20 protein-coding genes are annotated in these 16417 nt (G+C 63.0%); 17 read left to right on the plus strand and 3 right to left on the minus strand.

Annotated elements, in window-relative coordinates; genetic code table 11:
• Positions 1 to 107 precede the first annotated feature (107 nt).
• The 3 genes from ABRP30_RS15260 to ABRP30_RS15270 are packed head-to-tail and all read left to right on the plus strand — an operon-like array spanning position 108 to position 1787.
• Positions 108 to 863, plus strand: coding sequence for a PFL_4669 family integrating conjugative element protein (locus tag ABRP30_RS15260; protein WP_349975829.1), 756 nt, complete (start codon positions 108 to 110; stop codon positions 861 to 863).
• Entirely contained in the window at positions 860 to 1354 is a 495-nt protein-coding gene (locus ABRP30_RS15265) for a DUF3158 family protein (RefSeq protein ID WP_349975828.1), read from the plus strand. Before ABRP30_RS15260 ends, ABRP30_RS15265 begins: the two co-directional genes overlap by 4 nt.
• A gap of 4 nt (positions 1355 to 1358) precedes the next feature.
• Complete coding sequence (locus ABRP30_RS15270; RefSeq protein ID WP_349975827.1) at positions 1359 to 1787, plus strand: single-stranded DNA-binding protein; 429 nt, start codon at positions 1359 to 1361, stop codon at positions 1785 to 1787.
• Between the two features lie 94 nt (positions 1788 to 1881).
• Here the strand turns inward: ABRP30_RS15270 and ABRP30_RS15275 are convergent, their stop codons facing one another.
• Positions 1882 to 2109 (minus strand): hypothetical protein, encoded by a 228-nt coding sequence (locus ABRP30_RS15275; protein WP_349975826.1) that lies wholly within the window; start codon positions 2107 to 2109, stop codon positions 1882 to 1884.
• Positions 2110 to 2332: 223 nt separating this feature from the next.
• Between ABRP30_RS15275 and ABRP30_RS15280 the strand changes: the two genes are divergently transcribed.
• The 13 genes from ABRP30_RS15280 to ABRP30_RS15340 all read left to right on the plus strand — a co-directional run bounded on the left by ABRP30_RS15280 (position 2333) and on the right by ABRP30_RS15340 (position 13475).
• Positions 2333 to 2497 (plus strand): helix-turn-helix domain-containing protein, encoded by a 165-nt coding sequence (locus ABRP30_RS15280; RefSeq protein ID WP_372490319.1) that lies wholly within the window; start codon positions 2333 to 2335, stop codon positions 2495 to 2497.
• 193 nt (positions 2498 to 2690) lie between these two features.
• The gene (locus tag ABRP30_RS15285; protein WP_349975825.1) at positions 2691 to 4658 is read left to right on the plus strand and encodes a DNA topoisomerase III; all 1968 of its coding nucleotides are present in this window, start codon (positions 2691 to 2693) and stop codon (positions 4656 to 4658) included.
• Positions 4659 to 5401: 743 nt separating this feature from the next.
• Entirely contained in the window at positions 5402 to 5929 is a 528-nt protein-coding gene (locus ABRP30_RS15290) for an STY4534 family ICE replication protein (protein WP_349975824.1), read from the plus strand.
• Between the two features lie 67 nt (positions 5930 to 5996).
• Entirely contained in the window at positions 5997 to 6254 is a 258-nt protein-coding gene (locus ABRP30_RS15295; protein ID WP_349975823.1) for a hypothetical protein, read from the plus strand.
• Between the two features lie 68 nt (positions 6255 to 6322).
• Positions 6323 to 6817, plus strand: a complete 495-nt coding sequence (locus ABRP30_RS15300; RefSeq protein WP_349975822.1) for a JAB domain-containing protein — start codon at positions 6323 to 6325, stop codon at positions 6815 to 6817.
• A 64-nt stretch (positions 6818 to 6881) separates the two neighbouring features.
• Positions 6882 to 7595, plus strand: coding sequence for a hypothetical protein (locus ABRP30_RS15305; protein ID WP_349975821.1), 714 nt, complete (start codon positions 6882 to 6884; stop codon positions 7593 to 7595).
• A gap of 131 nt (positions 7596 to 7726) precedes the next feature.
• Entirely contained in the window at positions 7727 to 8236 is a 510-nt protein-coding gene (locus ABRP30_RS15310; RefSeq protein ID WP_186556083.1) for a PilL N-terminal domain-containing protein, read from the plus strand.
• The gene (locus tag ABRP30_RS15315) at positions 8233 to 8904 is read left to right on the plus strand and encodes a hypothetical protein (protein ID WP_349975820.1); all 672 of its coding nucleotides are present in this window, start codon (positions 8233 to 8235) and stop codon (positions 8902 to 8904) included. Before ABRP30_RS15310 ends, ABRP30_RS15315 begins: the two co-directional genes overlap by 4 nt.
• Positions 8905 to 8914: 10 nt before the next feature.
• Complete coding sequence (locus ABRP30_RS15320) at positions 8915 to 9634, plus strand: TIGR03759 family integrating conjugative element protein (protein WP_186556085.1); 720 nt, start codon at positions 8915 to 8917, stop codon at positions 9632 to 9634.
• Positions 9616 to 10170, plus strand: coding sequence for a transglycosylase (locus ABRP30_RS15325; RefSeq protein WP_125859225.1), 555 nt, complete (start codon positions 9616 to 9618; stop codon positions 10168 to 10170). Before ABRP30_RS15320 ends, ABRP30_RS15325 begins: the two co-directional genes overlap by 19 nt.
• The gene (locus ABRP30_RS15330; protein WP_125859226.1) at positions 10167 to 10586 is read left to right on the plus strand and encodes an integrating conjugative element protein; all 420 of its coding nucleotides are present in this window, start codon (positions 10167 to 10169) and stop codon (positions 10584 to 10586) included. Before ABRP30_RS15325 ends, ABRP30_RS15330 begins: the two co-directional genes overlap by 4 nt.
• A gap of 9 nt (positions 10587 to 10595) precedes the next feature.
• Positions 10596 to 12722 (plus strand): type IV conjugative transfer system coupling protein TraD, encoded by a 2127-nt coding sequence (gene traD, locus ABRP30_RS15335; RefSeq protein ID WP_349975819.1) that lies wholly within the window; start codon positions 10596 to 10598, stop codon positions 12720 to 12722.
• A 24-nt stretch (positions 12723 to 12746) separates the two neighbouring features.
• On the plus strand, positions 12747 to 13475 hold the full coding sequence (locus ABRP30_RS15340) for a TIGR03747 family integrating conjugative element membrane protein (RefSeq protein WP_125859228.1): 729 nt from the start codon (positions 12747 to 12749) through the stop codon (positions 13473 to 13475).
• A gap of 128 nt (positions 13476 to 13603) precedes the next feature.
• On the opposite strand, the gene ABRP30_RS15345 is transcribed toward ABRP30_RS15340, so the two are convergent.
• Together ABRP30_RS15345 and ABRP30_RS15350 are read right to left on the minus strand one after the other, a co-directional pair.
• On the minus strand, positions 13604 to 15019 hold the full coding sequence (locus ABRP30_RS15345) for a diaminobutyrate--2-oxoglutarate transaminase (RefSeq protein WP_349975818.1): 1416 nt from the start codon (positions 15017 to 15019) through the stop codon (positions 13604 to 13606).
• A 4-nt stretch (positions 15020 to 15023) separates the two neighbouring features.
• Complete coding sequence (locus ABRP30_RS15350) at positions 15024 to 15239, minus strand: MbtH family NRPS accessory protein (protein ID WP_125859230.1); 216 nt, start codon at positions 15237 to 15239, stop codon at positions 15024 to 15026.
• A 200-nt stretch (positions 15240 to 15439) separates the two neighbouring features.
• Here ABRP30_RS15350 and ABRP30_RS15355 point away from each other — a divergent pair, with 200 nt between their 5' ends.
• Positions 15440 to 16417, plus strand: a complete 978-nt coding sequence (locus tag ABRP30_RS15355; protein WP_125859231.1) for a TauD/TfdA family dioxygenase — start codon at positions 15440 to 15442, stop codon at positions 16415 to 16417.

Below are 16417 nucleotides of genomic sequence, written 5' to 3' on the forward strand. Positions count from 1 at the left end.
GACGTCCACAGCCGGAAAAATGCGACCTGATCATCTTCGTGTTGATGCTAGGAGGACTACCTGGGCCAGCCCATCGTCGGCGTCATTCCGACGGCGAGGTACAGGCGATGGCCGATCACTACCAACTCAACCTGGGGTCTCTGCGCAGCAGCATCACCCTGACCCTGCACACCCATCATGCGGCGCGGCTGTGGCAGGGCCGCTCCCGCCGCGAGGGCGTGCATCCCATCCTCGGCATGCCTGGCTACATCGCCGTCACCAATCTGCTCAAGCAAGCCAGCAGTCAGGATGACCCGTACGCCGACTGGTTCATGCTGCAGTTGGAAGAAAAGCTGCTGCAGACCAAGGCCGAGATACGCAATTTGGTCCAACAGGTCAGCCAGGTGGAGCGCGACCTGCCCACCCAGGTCGATATCGGTGACAACCTCAACATCCACCCGGTGACCCTACCGCTGTACATCGGCAGCCAGCTCGGTTTTCTCGCGGTCTACCTGCTCACCGATTACGACACCCTGGTCCGTCGTGTGCTGCTCGCCCACCACACCGCGCTGATCGGCCGGGTCGACATGGAAAGCTGGATCGATGGCGGCGCCCATCACCTGCGCAGCCTGCTCGGCCTGGCCCAGAACTACCGCCTGGCGGGCGTCACTCGGGGGGATATGGCCGCCAACAACGCCCGAGCCCGTGAAGCCCTCGAGAAATTTGGCACGCCGCCCATGGACATTCTGGAAGGCACCCGCCGCTCCCAGTTCGCGCCTCCGATTGTGCGCACCAGCGCGGGCTCTGTAACTGAGCCGGCTGAATCGCTGGAGGGCGAGCCCCCACTTCTTCCGGATGTCTCGGACGAAGGGGGTGAGGCATGACTTTGGCTGAGGCGATTGCCCGACGCTTATCGACGGATGCCTATCGCGGGTTCGCACAAGGTGCCTCCCTAAAAGGCCTTTTAAAGCCTTTTAAGGGTAAGGGGGAGCTGCAGCAATTCGCCGACACGATCCTGCGCCTGCGCACCCAGGTCGCCGAATTGATGGGGGTGATGCTGGCAATCATGGCGCAACCGCCGTTCGTGTTGCTGGACCTACGACTGGTCATCCAGCACAGCGCGACGGGTACCGATTTCCTGCGCTGGCGCAGTCCTGACTTTCAGCGCATGGGCGTGCAGGTGTGGCAGACAGCGGTGGTTCATCCGTACCTGCACCCGGAACTGCGGCAGGCACTGTACCAACTGGAGACCAACCGCGTGGTGCTGAACCTGCAGATGAGCAGCCTGCAATCGCTGTATCGCCAAGCCAGCAGCGGTGTCAGCAAGCTCGAGGCCGCCGAACACGCCCTTACCTGTTCCCCCACCGAGGAGTAGCCCCATGAGTACGTTATTTGTTGGCGAAGGCAACATCGGCAGCGTGCCGGAATATCAGGAGTTCAACACCAACCCGGATGAACCGCGGCGCTTGCTGCGGTTGAACGTCTACTTCGACAACCCGGTGCCGCGCGAAGGCGGTTACGAGGACCGCGGCGGCTACTGGGCCCCGGTCGAGCTGTGGCATCGCGACGCCGAGCACTGGAGCACCTTGTACCAGAAAGGCATGCGCATCCTGGTCGAGGGCCGCACGGTCAAAGAGGAATGGGAGGACAGCGAGGACAACGCGCGGGTGACCTTCAAGGTGGAGGCTCGACGCATCGGCATCCTGCCGCACCGCCTGGCGTCGGTGTCCATGCGTGAAAAGGCGCAGGAAAACGCTGGTTCCGGGCGCAAGGGGGGCGGCAAGAAAGCCCCACGCAACGCCAGTTGATCAGGTGATACTCAGTGGAACGAGCGCCCGCCGCGCGATACCTCTGGGGTCCGTACGCCTTGCCCGGCGGGCAATCCAGGCTATCGGGCACTCTTCAGCTCCGCCGGGACCTCCCTTCCCCATCGCCCTGTAACACGTGCGACACCTCTGCCAAGTACTGGTCCAGGGCAAGGAACGCCTGCCAGTGCTCCGGGCTCTCCTGAACCCAAGCGATCAACGTGGCGCGCGCCTCGGCATTGTCGGGTTCCAGGTGGGTGGCCATGAACAACTCGTAGGCCTTGATCGCGAGCGCATCCGTCTGACGCTGGTTTGATCCGTGCAAGGGCTTGCCTCCGTAGTGACGGGCGGGTCTTACAGGTATTTCTGGTGATACGCCTCATAGGGTTGGCAGCAAACCTTTCAGGTCGTTCATATCTTTGGGTGGCTGGTCGACCACATGCGTCGAAAAGGAGAGTGCCCCGTTGCCCGTGTAAGAGCCTAGCCCACATCACATTGGTCGCTAGCTGACGGAGTACCGTCGCGCCCGAGATCTGACCCAGGCGAAGGTGAGCGAACACCTGGGGATCTCCAGTGAAGCCGTGTCGCGTCTCGAGCGTGGTGAGGTCGGGCTCTCGGTCACTAAGCTGCTGCGCTTGGCCGACCTGTATGGCTGCCCCGCCGATGAGTTGCTGTTGGCCATCAGTCCGCGCCCGCAGGATCAAGGTCAGTAGATCACCTCGATCATCAAGGAGCTGAGCGAAGCGGATAAGCAGTTTGCCCTGCAGTTTTTGCAAACGCTGGCCAGCCACCTTGCACAACGCAAGTAGTACTGTCCCGTCGATATGAGCGCGGCGCCATCGCATTTTTGCTAGCACTCACGTATCACCCCGCCACCCTGTCGGTACTCACCGAGAGGGCCAAATCATGCGCCTGTTTATCTGCGAGAAACCATCCCAAGCCAGGGACATTGCCCGCGTCCTACAGGCCAACCGTCGCGGCGACGCCTGCCTGCAGGGGCAAGGCGTCACCGTGACGTGGTGCGTCGGGCATCTGCTGGAAACCGCGCCGCCGGAAGCCTATGGCAATTACAAGCGCTGGTCGCTCGAGCAGTTGCCCATCATCCCCGCGCGCTGGAAAGTGGTGGTCAAACCCAAGGTCGCCAGTCAGTTCAAGGTAATCAGCCAGCTACTGCGCACCTGCAGCGAGGTGATCATTGCCACGGATGCAGACCGCGAGGGCGAGATGATTGCCCGGGAGATTCTCGAACGCTGCCAGTACCAGGGCCCGATTCTGCGCCTGTGGCTGTCCGCGCTCGACGATGCCTCGATCCGCCGCGCCTTGGCCACACTGCGCCCGGGTGAGCAAACGTTGCCGCTGTACCACTGTGCGTTGGCCCGCTCCCGCGCCGATTGGCTGGTGGGCATCAACCTGAGTCGGCTGTTCACCCTGCTCGGTCGCCGCGCTGGCTTCGAGGGATTGCTGCCGGTGGGACGGGTGCAGACCCCGACACTGCGCCTGGTGGTGGAGCGCGACCGGGCAATTGCCAGCTTCCTGCCGCAGCCGTTCTGGATCGTCGATGCCCAAGTGGAGGCTGAAGGCGTCACCTTCAAAGCGCGCTGGCAGCCGCCGGAATCCGCTTGTGATGCCGCAGGCCGCTGCACTGAAGAGCTCGCGGCGCAGCAAGCGGCTCGGCGCCTTAACCAGCAGGCGACAGCACGCGTTCAAAGCATCGATATCGAGCACGTCCACGAAGGACCGCCACTGCCGTTCGATCTGGGCACGCTGCAGGAGATCTGCTCAGCCAAGCTGGGCCTAGGCGCGCAGGAAACCTTAGCCACCGCACAGGCCCTGTACGAAACCCACAAGGCTACGACCTACCCGCGCACCGACTGTGGCTACCTGCCCGAAAACATGCTCGACGAGGTGCCGCGAATCCTTCGGGCCTTGGCTGCCGCCAGCCCATCCCTGGGCAAGATATTGCAAGAGGTCGACCCCTGCCGCCGTTCTCGCGCCTGGAACAGCAGCAAGATCACCGCGCACCACGGCATCATCCCCACTGCCGTCTCCCTGGACCTGTCCAAGCTCAGCGAGCGCGAGCAGGCAGTGTACGCGCTGATCCGCGCCCGTTACCTGGCGCAGTTTCTGCCAGAGCACGAATACCTGAAATCACAGGTGCTGCTGCAGAGCGGGACCGATCAACTGCTGGCCCGCGGCAAGCAGATTCTGGCGCGTGGCTGGAAGGCAGTGATCGACGAAAGCCACGGCGACGAGGCCGGCGAACAGGCCCAACGCTTGCCCACGCTACGCGAATCCGCCGTGGTGGCGTTGACGGATGCCATCGCCGTGGCCCAGCGTACCCAGCCGCCCAAGGCTTACACGGAGGGCACATTGGTCAAGGCGATGAAAACCATCGCCAACCAGGTGGCAGACCCGCGGCTCAAGCAGAAGCTCAAAGACAGTTGCGGGCTGGGTACCGAGGCGACCCGTGCGGCTATTATCCAGGGCCTGATCGACCACGGGTATCTGACCAAGAAGAAACGCAGCCTGGCGGCATCGGCCGCAGCCCACACCTTGATTGAGGCAGTGCCGCCGGAGGTGGCTGACCCGGTGCTGACGGCACTGTGGGAGCAGGCGCTGGACCGCATCGAAGCGGGCCAATTGGGCGTCGACACCTTTCTTGCCAAGCAGGCGGAGTGGTTGACCCACCTGGTCCGCGCCCATGCCTCGCTGACCCTACGCCCACCTCCCGTCTCAGGACCGCACTGCCCGGTCTGCCGCAGCGCCATGCGCCAGCGCAAGGGCCGCACCGGCAGCTTCTGGTCGTGCACCCGCTACCCGGACTGCAAGGGCACCAAGCCGGTGGCCAAGTCCAAACGTTCGAAGGACGCATAACTTGACGCCGGGCAGCGGCGCTGGTGTAGTGATCACGGCCCTCGCCGTTTGGCGACCAAAGACCGATTCGCTCCGGGCAGCTCGGTCGGACTCATAGAGTTCGGAGCCACACTACTCAGCGTCCTCAGATCGCTTCTCAGCGTTTTCAAGTTACCCAGGCGGATGACCTGTGCGACTTATGCCAGGTCGTACAGGTCATCCGCTTCGGCGACGATGCTCAGCTCCGGTGCCCGCCGGCGAAACACTGGGCACCTTTTGTGCGCGGATGCGTGCCAGTTGATTCCGACCCAGGCCACGACAAGGGTCGGTTGATTCAGGTGGATCGATAGCGGTGGTTTTGCGACGAACCCCGGTGTCCGATTGCCGGGTCAAGCGTGGTCCAACTTCTCCTAGCCTGACGACCGTTGGGCTATTTTTTCGCCTCGAAGAATCCACTGAAAGCCACCCGCTTCCGCTTGCCTAGACCTCGATGAATTCGCAGTTGACGGGCCTTTCCCGGGGTTTTATAGATGGGCTGCACGCCGCTGTCGTTGACAGCGCCCAGGTAGCCAGAACCTTCAAGGCTGCGCCCGTTTCGGGTGGTTCTCCCCAAGTGCGATCCGCGTTCGGTAGCTCGCACGGTTACTGCCTCCGGCAGTGATGAGCGCCCTCTAAACGATCACGTTTGTGTACGTCCCCTTGCGGAAATCACCAGCCGCCAGGGCCGGTGGCTGTCCGCGTTTCTGGTCACCAGGAGATCAATCATGACTACTGCAAGCAACAACGCCCCTACCACCTACTTCAATCTGCACACCCAAGGCATCGGTTACCTGAACCGTGTGCGCGAAGTCCCGGTTCGCCGTGGGCAAGCGTTCATGGCGTGTGACATTGCCGCCTTGCACGGTGCCGCTGACGACGTCGAGTACACCCGCTTCGACTGCAAGGTTGCCAGCGGTGAAGCCGACCGGCTGATCCGTGAGCACCTGGAAGACGTCCGCGCGGAACGCAAGGTTCTAATCGCGTTTCGCATTGGCGACCTTTGGGTTGATCCGTTCATGTACGAGAAAGGCGAGCGCAAGGGGCAACCCGGCGCGAGCCTCAAAGGCCGGCTGATCTTCATCGAATGGATCAAGGTCGATGGTCAGTTCAGCTACCGCGCACCTGCTCGCACCGAATCTGCTGCCGCCCCTGAGGCCGAAGCAGAAGTGGACGAGACAGACACTGCTGCCGACCAGCCTCAGCCTGCCCCGGCCGCTGCACGTAAATCCACCACAGCTCGCCAGTCTGCCTGAGGCAGCTTGACCGGCAACCACAGGCGTTCTCCCGATCGCCTGTGGTTCATCTACGTCGGAGGCCGCCATGGAAAGCTTCTGGCTATGCGAGGACTGCTTGCAGGCAGTTGCTTATGACGACTTCAGTGCACTGTCGCTCTACTACAGCGCGGCTGAGGTCGACCAACGCATCGTCCATCTGCGCAGCGAACTGCAAACCTTGTTGCCACTGAGTGCTGATTTCGATCCCTGCACTGGCACCGGCACTGAGGTCTTCTCCACCCGACCGTGCGAGGGCTGCCACAGCCCACTGCACGGAGCTCGACATCGCTTTACGCGTCTGTGACTCACCACTCTCTCACCAGCCTGGGGCTCTCCCCCTGGGGGCGCTCCGTCTCCCACGAGGAATTACCCATGAACACTGCCCAGAACCGAGTCGAGCGTCTCGACCCTGCATTGGCCCAGCGTGCCCGCGAGGATGCGTTGCTGACCGAAGCGCTGGAGTTGTTGGATCAACGTTTCTTCCAGCGCGGCGAACAACTGATCACACCGTGCGATGCCGCGTCCTATCTGAAGTTGCAGCTCGCACCCTATCACCATGAGGTGTTTGCGCTGCTCTGCCTGGACTCCCGGCACCGCGTGCTGAGCTTCGACATCCTCTTCACCGGCAGTATCGATGGGGCCTCCGTGTACCCGCGCCAAGTCGTCGTCAAGGCACTCGAGCACAACGCCGCTGCGGTGATCTTCAGCCACAACCACCCCTCTGGCTGTTCGGAACCGAGCGGCGCCGATCGGGTGCTCACCACCCGCCTGATCGAAGCCTTGGCCCTGGTTGAGGTCCGTGTGCTGGACCACATCATCGTGGGTGAAGGCACGCCGCTGTCGCTGGCCGAATACGGCTGGATCTGACCATCCCCACCACTTGGAGGGTCACTGCCTGCACGGGGTGACCTTCACATTTTGGAGCGCCATCATGTCCACTCTTCCCAATCCCTTCCTCCGCGGCTTCCAGGACCTGAGCTACGAACGCGTGGTGCAGATCAGCTACGCCGACGATTGCCCGCCCTGCTACCGATCCCTTCACCCTGCGCTGCATGACCTGCCGGATGACGGCATTAATTTCCAGCCGTGCCTGTTCGATGATGACTTCGCGGTGATCACCGACGGCAAAAGCGTGCCCGAGTTTGTCCGTATGCCGTTCCCTGCCGACGGTACCGTGAGCCAGGTGCTCTACCAGGTCACAGGGCTGCACCATGGCCGCCGGCAACACGTCAGCGATCTCCCCAACGAGGAAGCCGCACAGCACTTGATTGAGCAGCTGTCATTCACCAACGGGCACTACAGCCGCAGCTGGGAAATCAGCAGTGCGCACCTACCAGCAGATGAGTTCGAGTTCCTGCAGATGTGCGCCTGGTGTCGCTCACCGTCGGGCTTCTTCGAATTCTTCGTGCTGACTAGCAACAACGCGGTGGGCTGCAAGCTGTACTCGACGCCCTGGCTCAGAAACATTGCCGCCAGCGGCAGCTACTGCCGCATTGAGGAAGTGACTGCACGTCTGCGCGCAGATCATGTGCCACCGGTCCTGCTGCGCCTGCTCTTGATGGCCGGTGAAGCAGACACCCGTTTGCTGATCTTCGACCCTGATGCGCGGCCGCTCCCCGAACTGCCGTTGTTCACCGAAGATTGACCTCAAGGCGCCCTCCGGGCGCCTTTTTCATGGTTGCGCCAGCGTAAATCGGCCGGGGAGATTCGATTTTTCGGTAGGGGCGCGCTCTGGCTTTTCGACAAGGTGTCGGCATCTTTTGTCGAGATCTGGTCATGCATACCCCCACGCTCCTCACACTCGGACTGATGCTCACGTTGCTGGGCTGCAGCACGCCTCAACCGGCGCCCACCCCTACGCCACCTGCACCGGCCCCGACCGCAATGGCCAAGCCAAAATCCCCGGTACCCGCCTGGGTCCGACAGGACCGCTACACCTTGGCCAGCACCCGGCCAACGCTGGAGCAGCGCCAACCGCTGTATCAGCTGATCAACGTCCAGATCGCTCCAGCGCTGCACGCGACGGTCGGTGAAGCGCTGCGCCACGTGCTGCAGCACTCGGGCTACTCCCTCTGTCCCGATGACCCTGCCGTGGCGCGGTTGTTCCACCGCCCCTTGCCTGCCGTGCATCACGACCTCGGGCCGATTTCACTACTGGATGCCTTGACCGTCATCGGCGGCCCCGCTTGGCGGCTCGACATTGATTCGGTCGAGCGGAGCGTGTGCTACGCCCTGCGCCTGCCCCCGCCCAAGCCGCCCTTCTCGACACTGGAGACCGCACCATGAAGGTTCACCATTTTCAGGCCTTGGTGATCGGCGCGCTATGCCTGGGGGCTGCCGTCCTCGCGGCTGAAAGCTACAACCAGCATCAGCAACTGTCAGAACTGCAGACTGCTGCACGGAATGCGCCGGCTGACCCTGGCCCGTCACTGCGTCGCGACATCGGGGAATTGCGCACCACACTCGCCACACTTACGCCACAAGTCGCGGCCCTGGAAGACGCACAACACCAGCAGACCACTGCGCAGGCAACGCTCGGCCAGCAACTCGACGAGCTGGCGACCTCCGTCAGGGTCCTGCAAGCGGCACCGCCAGGACCGAGCAGCGCCGATCTGACCGCCCTGGCGCAACGCATGAGGGAGGCAGAAGCGGCACTCGAGAAGCTCTCGACCGGTCCTAAGGTGCCAGCAGCTACCGCCGCATCCCAACCTGCCTCCTTCCGCGAAAAATCAAAAGCCACGGCGCCGCAGCCGCCTTTCACCCTGCAGGGTATCGAGATGCGCGGCACCATCAGGTTCGTGACTGCGTTGCCTGCCGGCACCCATGCACTGTCCACCGTGCACCTGCTTCAGCCCGGTGACAGCTTGAACGGCTGGCAACTGCGGGCGATTCGGGAGGGCCAGGCCGTGTTCTACGTTCCGGGCCATGGCGATCGCACCCTGCCCATCCCATGAGGAGGTGAACGTGCATAGGTTCTCTGCGCTTGCGCTCATCCTACTGCCGGCTTACGTGTTCGCCGATCAGGGCTCGAGTGTCCCCAAGCATGTCGACGCTCAGGTGCAGTTCAGTGAGCAGTCGCCGCTGGCACGACAGGCGTCTGCTGCAGACCAGGCCAAGACCTGGGGCCTGACGGATGACGAATGGGCCACGTTTGAGCGCCTGCAGACCGGCCCCCGCCATTACTGGTCGCCGCAACTTGACCCGCTCACCACCCTGGGTGTCGAGGCCAACTCGGATCAGGAGCGGCAGCGCTACGCCGAGCTGCAGGTCCGTCTGGAAGCCAAGCGTGCCGAGCGCGAACTTGCCTACCAGAAGGCCTACTCCGCGGCCTGGGCACGGCTGTTTCCAGGTCTGCAGCCCATGCAGGGCATGAGCGACGATGCCGAACCCTCGAACAGCAGCCGTACGGCGCTTTTCGTGGAAGACAAATGCGCCGCCTGCGTGACCAGCCTCCAGCAATGGCTGCGGGCCGGGGCGCGGCTGGATGTGTACCTGGTCGGCAGCCAAGGCAACGATACGCGGTTGCGCCAATGGGCGCAGGGTGCAGGTATTACCGCCACACAGGTCAGCGGCGGCCAGGTCACCTTGAACCATGACCGCGGCCGCTGGTTTGCCCTGGGCGCCAGCCGGCCCCTGCCAGCCCGCTATCAGCAGGTGGATGGAAAATGGCAGCGCGTCGACTGATTCTCGCCCTGGCGATGGTCGGGGCGGCCAGCGTTCACGCAGATACTCTGCCGCCGCCGGCCTATCAATTGGCGGCCGCGCGTGCCGGTATCCCCGCCTCGGTGCTGTTCGCCATCGCCCTGCAGGAAAGTGGTACACCGCTGCGCGGACAGCTTATGCCCTGGCCGTGGACCCTGAATGTGGCGGGTTCACCACTGCGGTTTGCCCGACGCGGCCAGGCCTGTGCCGCACTGAGGGAAGCGCTCAGTCGCCACGACCCCAAGCGCATTGATGTCGGGCTGGGACAAACCAACCTGGGTTATCACCCGGACCGCTACCCGAGCGCTTGCGATGCCCTCGATCCCCGCACCAACCTCGCTGTCACCGCCGAGCTGTTGCGCGCGCACTTTGCCGATACCGGTGATTGGGTTGTCGCCGCCGGCCGCTATCACCGGCCTGCCGGTGGTCCTCCTGCGGCGCACTATCGCCGTCAGTTCACCCGTCACTGGCAGCGCGTCCAGCCCGTCGCGACGGCCCCCGGACGGACACAGCCATGAGCTGCTTGCGCTTGGTGGCCCTGGCCCTCTGCCCTTGGCTGTCGTTTGCCGCGAGCGCTGAGTCCAGCAGCCTACCCGCCCCCTCCACGCTGAACTGGGTGCTGCCGGTGCGCAGCGCTCTCCTTTCGCCAGGCACCGTGCCGCCCAGGGCGTTGAGCCTGCCCGGCATGACGCCGCTGTTCCTGGTTGGCCAGGACACCACTTCCCTGGAGTGGCTGTCGCGACACGCCCAGGCGCTACAAGACTTGGGCGCCAACGGGCTGGCGGTCGAAGTAGACAATGTGCAGGCGCTGCGTCGCATCCAGACGGCAGCGCCCGGGCTGAACATCTGGCCAGTCAGTGGTGACGACATTGCCGAACGGTTGGAGCTGGACCACTACCCGGTGCTGATCACGCCCACCAACCTGCAACAGTGAGGGTACTTCATGGGCGAGCATGCGATGGAATCCCTGCTGCGACCGGCGGTGGAACTGTACACCGTGGGTCTCTGCGCCGGTGCCGGTGCGCTGTGCCTGCATTCACCCTGGGCCGTGGCCCTGTCGCCTGAGGTAGGGGCTGGCATGGCCCTGGCCTACACCGCGTTCGGTCTGAAGCGGCTCAACGAAGCGCGGATCGTCCTGCGCTACCGGCGCAATATCCGCCGCCTGCCGCGCTATTCGCTGACCAGCCGGCAGATTCCGGTGAGCAGCAAGCGCCTTTTCATGGGCCGCGGCTTCCGCTGGACCCGCCTGCACACGCAGCGCCTGCTCGAAGCTCAGGACCCGGCGCTGGCCCGCTATGTCAACCAGTCGACTGCCCACCAGTGGGCGCGACGCATGGAACAGCTACTGGAGAAAGCCCCACCGGTACTATCACTGCTGCCTCGCCTGACCGCGTGGGACAGCCCGTTCAATCCGGTGCGTCCATTACCTCCGGTAGGCGGCTCGCCATTGCTGCACGGCGTCGAACCGAAGGAGCAGGAAGCCAGTCTGCCGCTCAGCGAGCGCGTTGGACATACCCTGGTGCTGGGCACCACACGGGTGGGCAAGACTCGCCTGGCCGAGGTGTATATCACCCAGGACATCCATCGACCGAGCCGGGAAGTGGTCATCGTCTTCGACCCCAAGGGCGACGCCGACCTGCTCAAGCGCATGTACGTCGAGGCGCGGCGCGCTGGCCGCGAGCACGAGTTCTATGTCTTCCACCTGGGCTGGCCGGAGATCTCCGCACGCTACAACGCCATCGGCCGCTTTGGGCGCATTTCGGAAGTCGCTACCCGGATCGCCGGCCAGTTGAGCGGTGAAGGCAACTCGGCGGCTTTTCGCGAGTTTGCTTGGCGCTTCGTCAACATCATCGCGAGGGCGCTGATTGAGCTCGGTCGCCGCCCGGACTACCTGCAGATCCAGCGCCATGTGGTGAACATCGATGCGCTGTTTATCGAGTATGCCCAGCATTTCTTCGCCCGCCATGATCCGCTGGCCTGGGAAGCGATCGTGCAGATCGAAGGCCGCTTGAACGAGAAGAACATTCCGCGGCATATGGTTGGCCGGGAAAAGCGCGTCGTTGCCATCGAGCAGTACCTGACCGCCAAGCGCATCTTCGACCCGGTAATGGACGGCCTGCGCTCTGCCGTGCGCTACGACCGCACCTACTTCGACAAGATCGTGGCGTCGCTGCTGCCACTGTTGGAAAAACTCACCAGTGGCAAGACTGCACAACTGCTGGCCCCGAATTACTCCGACCTGGATGATCCGCGACCGATCTTCGACTGGCTACAGGTCATCCGCAAACGCGGCATCGTCTACGTCGGCCTGGACGCGTTATCGGATGCCGAAGTGGCCGCCGCAGTCGGTAACTCGATGTTCGCCGACCTGGTCTCCGTCGCCGGCCACATCTACAAACACGGCATCGATCACGGCCTGCCCGGCTCCTCAAGCGCAGCGGACAAGGTGCCCATCAACCTGCACGCTGACGAGTTCAACGAGTTGATGGGCGACGAGTTCATCCCGCTGATCAACAAGGGCGGCGGTGCCGGTATCCAGGTCACGGCCTACACCCAGACCTTGAGCGACATCGAGGCACGTATCGGCAACCGGGCCAAGGCCGGCCAGGTCATCGGCAACTTCAACACCCTGCAGATGCTGCGCGTACGGGAAACCGCCACCGCTGAACTACTGACCAACCAGCTGCCCAAGGTCAACGTGCAGACACGCACTTTGGTCTCCGGAGCGACGGACACCGCCGATCCGGATGCCCGTACCGACTTCACCTCCTCTTCGCAGGACCGGGTCACCACCACTGCCGTACCACTGATCGAACCGGCGCAAATTATCGCCCTGCCCAAGGGCCAGATGTTCTCGTTTCAGGAAGGCGGGCAACTGTGGAAGGTGCGCATGCCGCTACCGAAACCGGCCAGCGATGATGCTATGCCAGAAGACCTGCAGACCCTGGCGGCGCGTATGCGAGAGTCCTATAACGCCAATGCGGGGAGTTGGTGGAGTAACGCGGGAGGCGCACCCACGGCAGATTTCGATCCCGAGATGCCTCCACCAGGGCGCAGGCACGCGCCGTAAGCGACCAAGTACTGCGGAGCCCCTATGCCGACCACTCCAGTCAGCCAACCTCCTGCGCAAAAACGTCCGGGGCTGATCTTCGGCACGCTTGAGCTTTGTCTGCGGCTGCTCGGTCTGCTGTTCGCTTCGCTGATTTTCTCCATCATCCTGGAGTTCGTGGGCATGGTCTGGTTCTGGCCCGAGCAGGGCTGGCATCACAGCCATGCCATGTGGCTGAGTGAGCTGGGATGGCTAAGCGATCACTTCAAAAACTCGCTGCTCGTGGAGGAACCCGCGCAAGCCACCGCTAAAGTGCTTCAGCACTTGAGCGATTGGGTCGTGGTCCGCACCGGCTGGGCGCATTCAGACACTCAACTGAAACTCCTAAGTCATGAAGTCTCGGTGCAGGGTCAGTTTGCTCAAGCGTACGTTGTGCTGCAGGACTACCTATTGGCCGCCCTATTCACCGTATTCACCTTCGTCGTGCGCCTCGCCGTCCTCACCCTAGCCACGCCGCTATTCCTGCTCGCCGTGATCACCGGCGCTGTCGATGGCTTGATGCGCCGAGACCTTCGCAAATTCAGCGCCGATCGCGAGAGCAGTTTTGTCTACCACCGAGCGAAGCGGACATTATTTCCATTGATGGTTAGCCCATGGGTGATCTACCTTTCCCTACCTTGGACACTCAACCCCATCTGGGTCTTAGTGCCTTGTGCAGCACTGCTCGGCTGCATGGTGGCGATCACAGCTGCTACCTTCAAAAAATATCTCTGATAAATGGACTGCAGTATCAGAGCTCGCACTATCCCACAAATTCGGATTTTTCCACTCACTGTTCGATGATCCATTCAATGTGGGACGTGCTTTGCATACCTACTATTCCAGCGTTAACAAAACACACTTCAGTGTGTGCTGGCCACAACGCTAGAAAGACAGTGCTGGAACTTCTCCACCAACACGTCGATTTCCTCGGCACTGATCGTCAATGGCGGCAGGAACCGAACCACCGCACCATGCCGCCCGCCCAGTTCGAGGATGACGCCCTCGCGCAAACACTGCTGCTGCAGGGCCTTGGCCAGTGCGCCATCGCCAGCCGGCACCCGTGCCTGGCCCGGCGCCGTGCAAACGAGCTCCACACCGACCATCAGACCGCGCCCACGGACATCGCCCATGCAGGCAAAGTCGCGCTGCACCTCGCGCAGTCGCGCCATCAGATGCTCGCCCAGGCGCTCGGCATTGGCCACCAGGCCCTGCGCCTGGATGTAACGCAAGGTCGCGGTACCGGCGGCCATCGCCAGCTGGTTTCCGCGGAACGTTCCGGCGTGGGCCCCTGGTTTCCACACATCGAGGCTGTCGCGGTAAACCACTACCGCCAACGGCAGGCCGCCGCCGACAGCCTTGGAAATCACCAGGATGTCCGGCTCGATGCCGGCGTACTCGAAGGCGAACATCCGCCCGGTGCGCCCGATGCCGCTCTGCACCTCGTCGATGATCAGCGCGACACCGTGCGCCTGGGTCAGCTTGCGCAGGCCCTGGAGCCAGCGCGTCGGCGCCGGAATGACGCCGCCCTCGCCCTGCACCACTTCCACCACCACCGCCGCCGGCAGCGATACGCCGGACTCCGGATCGGTCAGCAGTTGCTCGATGTAGCTGAGGCCGGCGTCCACCCCAGCCTCACCGCCAATACTGAACGGGCAGCGATAGTCATAGGGGTAAGGCAGCACCTGCACATCAGGCATCAGCGAACCCGGCAGTTGCTTTGGCCCCAGGTTGCCCATCAGGCTCAGGGCGCCGTGGGTCATCCCATGGTAGCCGCCAGAGAAGCAGAAGATCCCCTTGCGGCCAGTGGCGATCTTCGCCAGCTTAATCGCCGCCTCGATGCCGTCAGCGCCGGTCGGCCCACAGAACTGGATGCGTGCCTGGGCGGCGAAGGCCGGCGGCAAGGCATTGAACAGGGTCTCGACAAACTCGTCCTTGACTGCGGTGGTCAGGTCGAGGGTGTGCAGCGGCACACCGCTGTCCAGGGTCTCGCGCATCGCCGCCAGGGTGCACGGATGGTTGTGGCCAAGCGCCAGGGTTCCAGCGCCCGCCAGGCAGTCCATGAACAGTTGCCCACGGCTGTCGAGAACATAGAGACCGTGCGCCTCCTTGAGCGCCAGCGGAATGCGACGCGGGTAGGAGCGAGCATTCGACTCGCGCGCAGCCTGCCGCTCCAGCATTCGCTCAGCCTCGAAACTGCGGGCGGGTTGCTGGCGAAAATGCGCCAGGCTGAACAGAGGGAACTGAACATCTTCCATGGATGAACTCCTCGTCTGCATGTAATCAGCGCTGGCCGCCGGATTGAAGGGCAACGCGCAGACTCAGCGGACGCATGTCCGTCCAGTGCTGCTCGATCCAGGCCAGGCACTGGGCCTTGTCCCCCTGCTGGCCAACCGCGCGCCAGCCTTCAGGCAGGGCCTTGTAATCCGGCCAGATCGAATATTGCTCCTCATGATTGACCACCACTACGAACCCGCTTTCAGCCTTTTCCCAACTCATTTTCTATTCCTTGGACAAGAGTTTTTTCATGGATCCCGGCTGCCCGATTAAGGCCCAGTCGAGGCGCGCTACGAAACGTGCGAATGCTAATAAATAGCATTAACACTTGCCATATCTTTCGTATATATTTCGCCGGCGCCCGGTGGTCTACCCACGATGGCATTTGGCTGTGACAACTAAGAGAACAAAGGAGCAAGCTCATGGGACGAGGTGTCGGGCAGAACAATGGCCTGTCGGTGCAAGCGCTCATGCCAGACCGCAATCTGCCGCTGCTGGTCAAGCCGGAGCAGCCCGGCGCATGGAGCATCGAGGCATTGCATGCACTGGCCGACGAGTGCCTACATGAAAGTGGCGCCCTCTTGCTGCGGGGTTTCGATGTGCTGGGTGAACAGTCGTTCCAGGCACTGGTACGCAGCTTTGGCCACCCGTTGCTCAACTACGAATTCGGCTCCACCCCGCGCAAGGCAATCGAGCAGGGGGTGTACACCTCCACCGAATACCCCGCGCACCAGGTCATCCCGCTGCACAACGAGCAGTCGTATACCTTGCAGTGGCCGATGAAGATCTGGTTCCACTGTGTCCAGCCCAGTGCAGAGGGTGGCGAAACACCGATCGCCGACAGCCGGCAGATCTACCAGCAGCTCGACCCCACCCTGCGCCAACGTTTCAGCGACAAGCGCCTGATGTACGTGCGCAACTACGGCAATGGCCTCGACCTGCCCTGGGAACAGGCCTTCAACACCGAGGACCGCGCCGTCGCCGAGGCTTACTGCCGGGCCAACCAGATCGCCTTCGAATGGAAGGACGACGGCGAGCTGCGCACCCGCCAGGTGTGCCAAGCCACCGCTCGCCACCCTGTCACGCAAGACTGGGTATGGTTCAACCAGGCCCACCTGTTCCACGTCTCCAACCTGCCGCCAGCGGTGCGTGAAAGCCTGCTGGCCGTGGTCGACGACCCGCTCGACCTGCCGCGCAATGTGTATTACGGCGATGGCAGCGAGCTGGAGGAAAGCGCGCTGGCAGAAATCCGCGGTGTACTGGAGCAATGCACCGTGCGCTTCCCCTGGGAACAAGGCGATGTGCTGATGCTCGACAACATGCTGGTGGCCCATGGCCGCGCCAGCTTCAAAGGGCCACGGCAAGTGATCGTGGCCATGGCCGAACCGGCTCAGGAGTGA

This window comes from Pseudomonas sp. WHRI 8519, from assembly GCF_040224055.2.
GTDB lineage: Bacteria > Pseudomonadota > Gammaproteobacteria > Pseudomonadales > Pseudomonadaceae > Aquipseudomonas > Aquipseudomonas putida_X.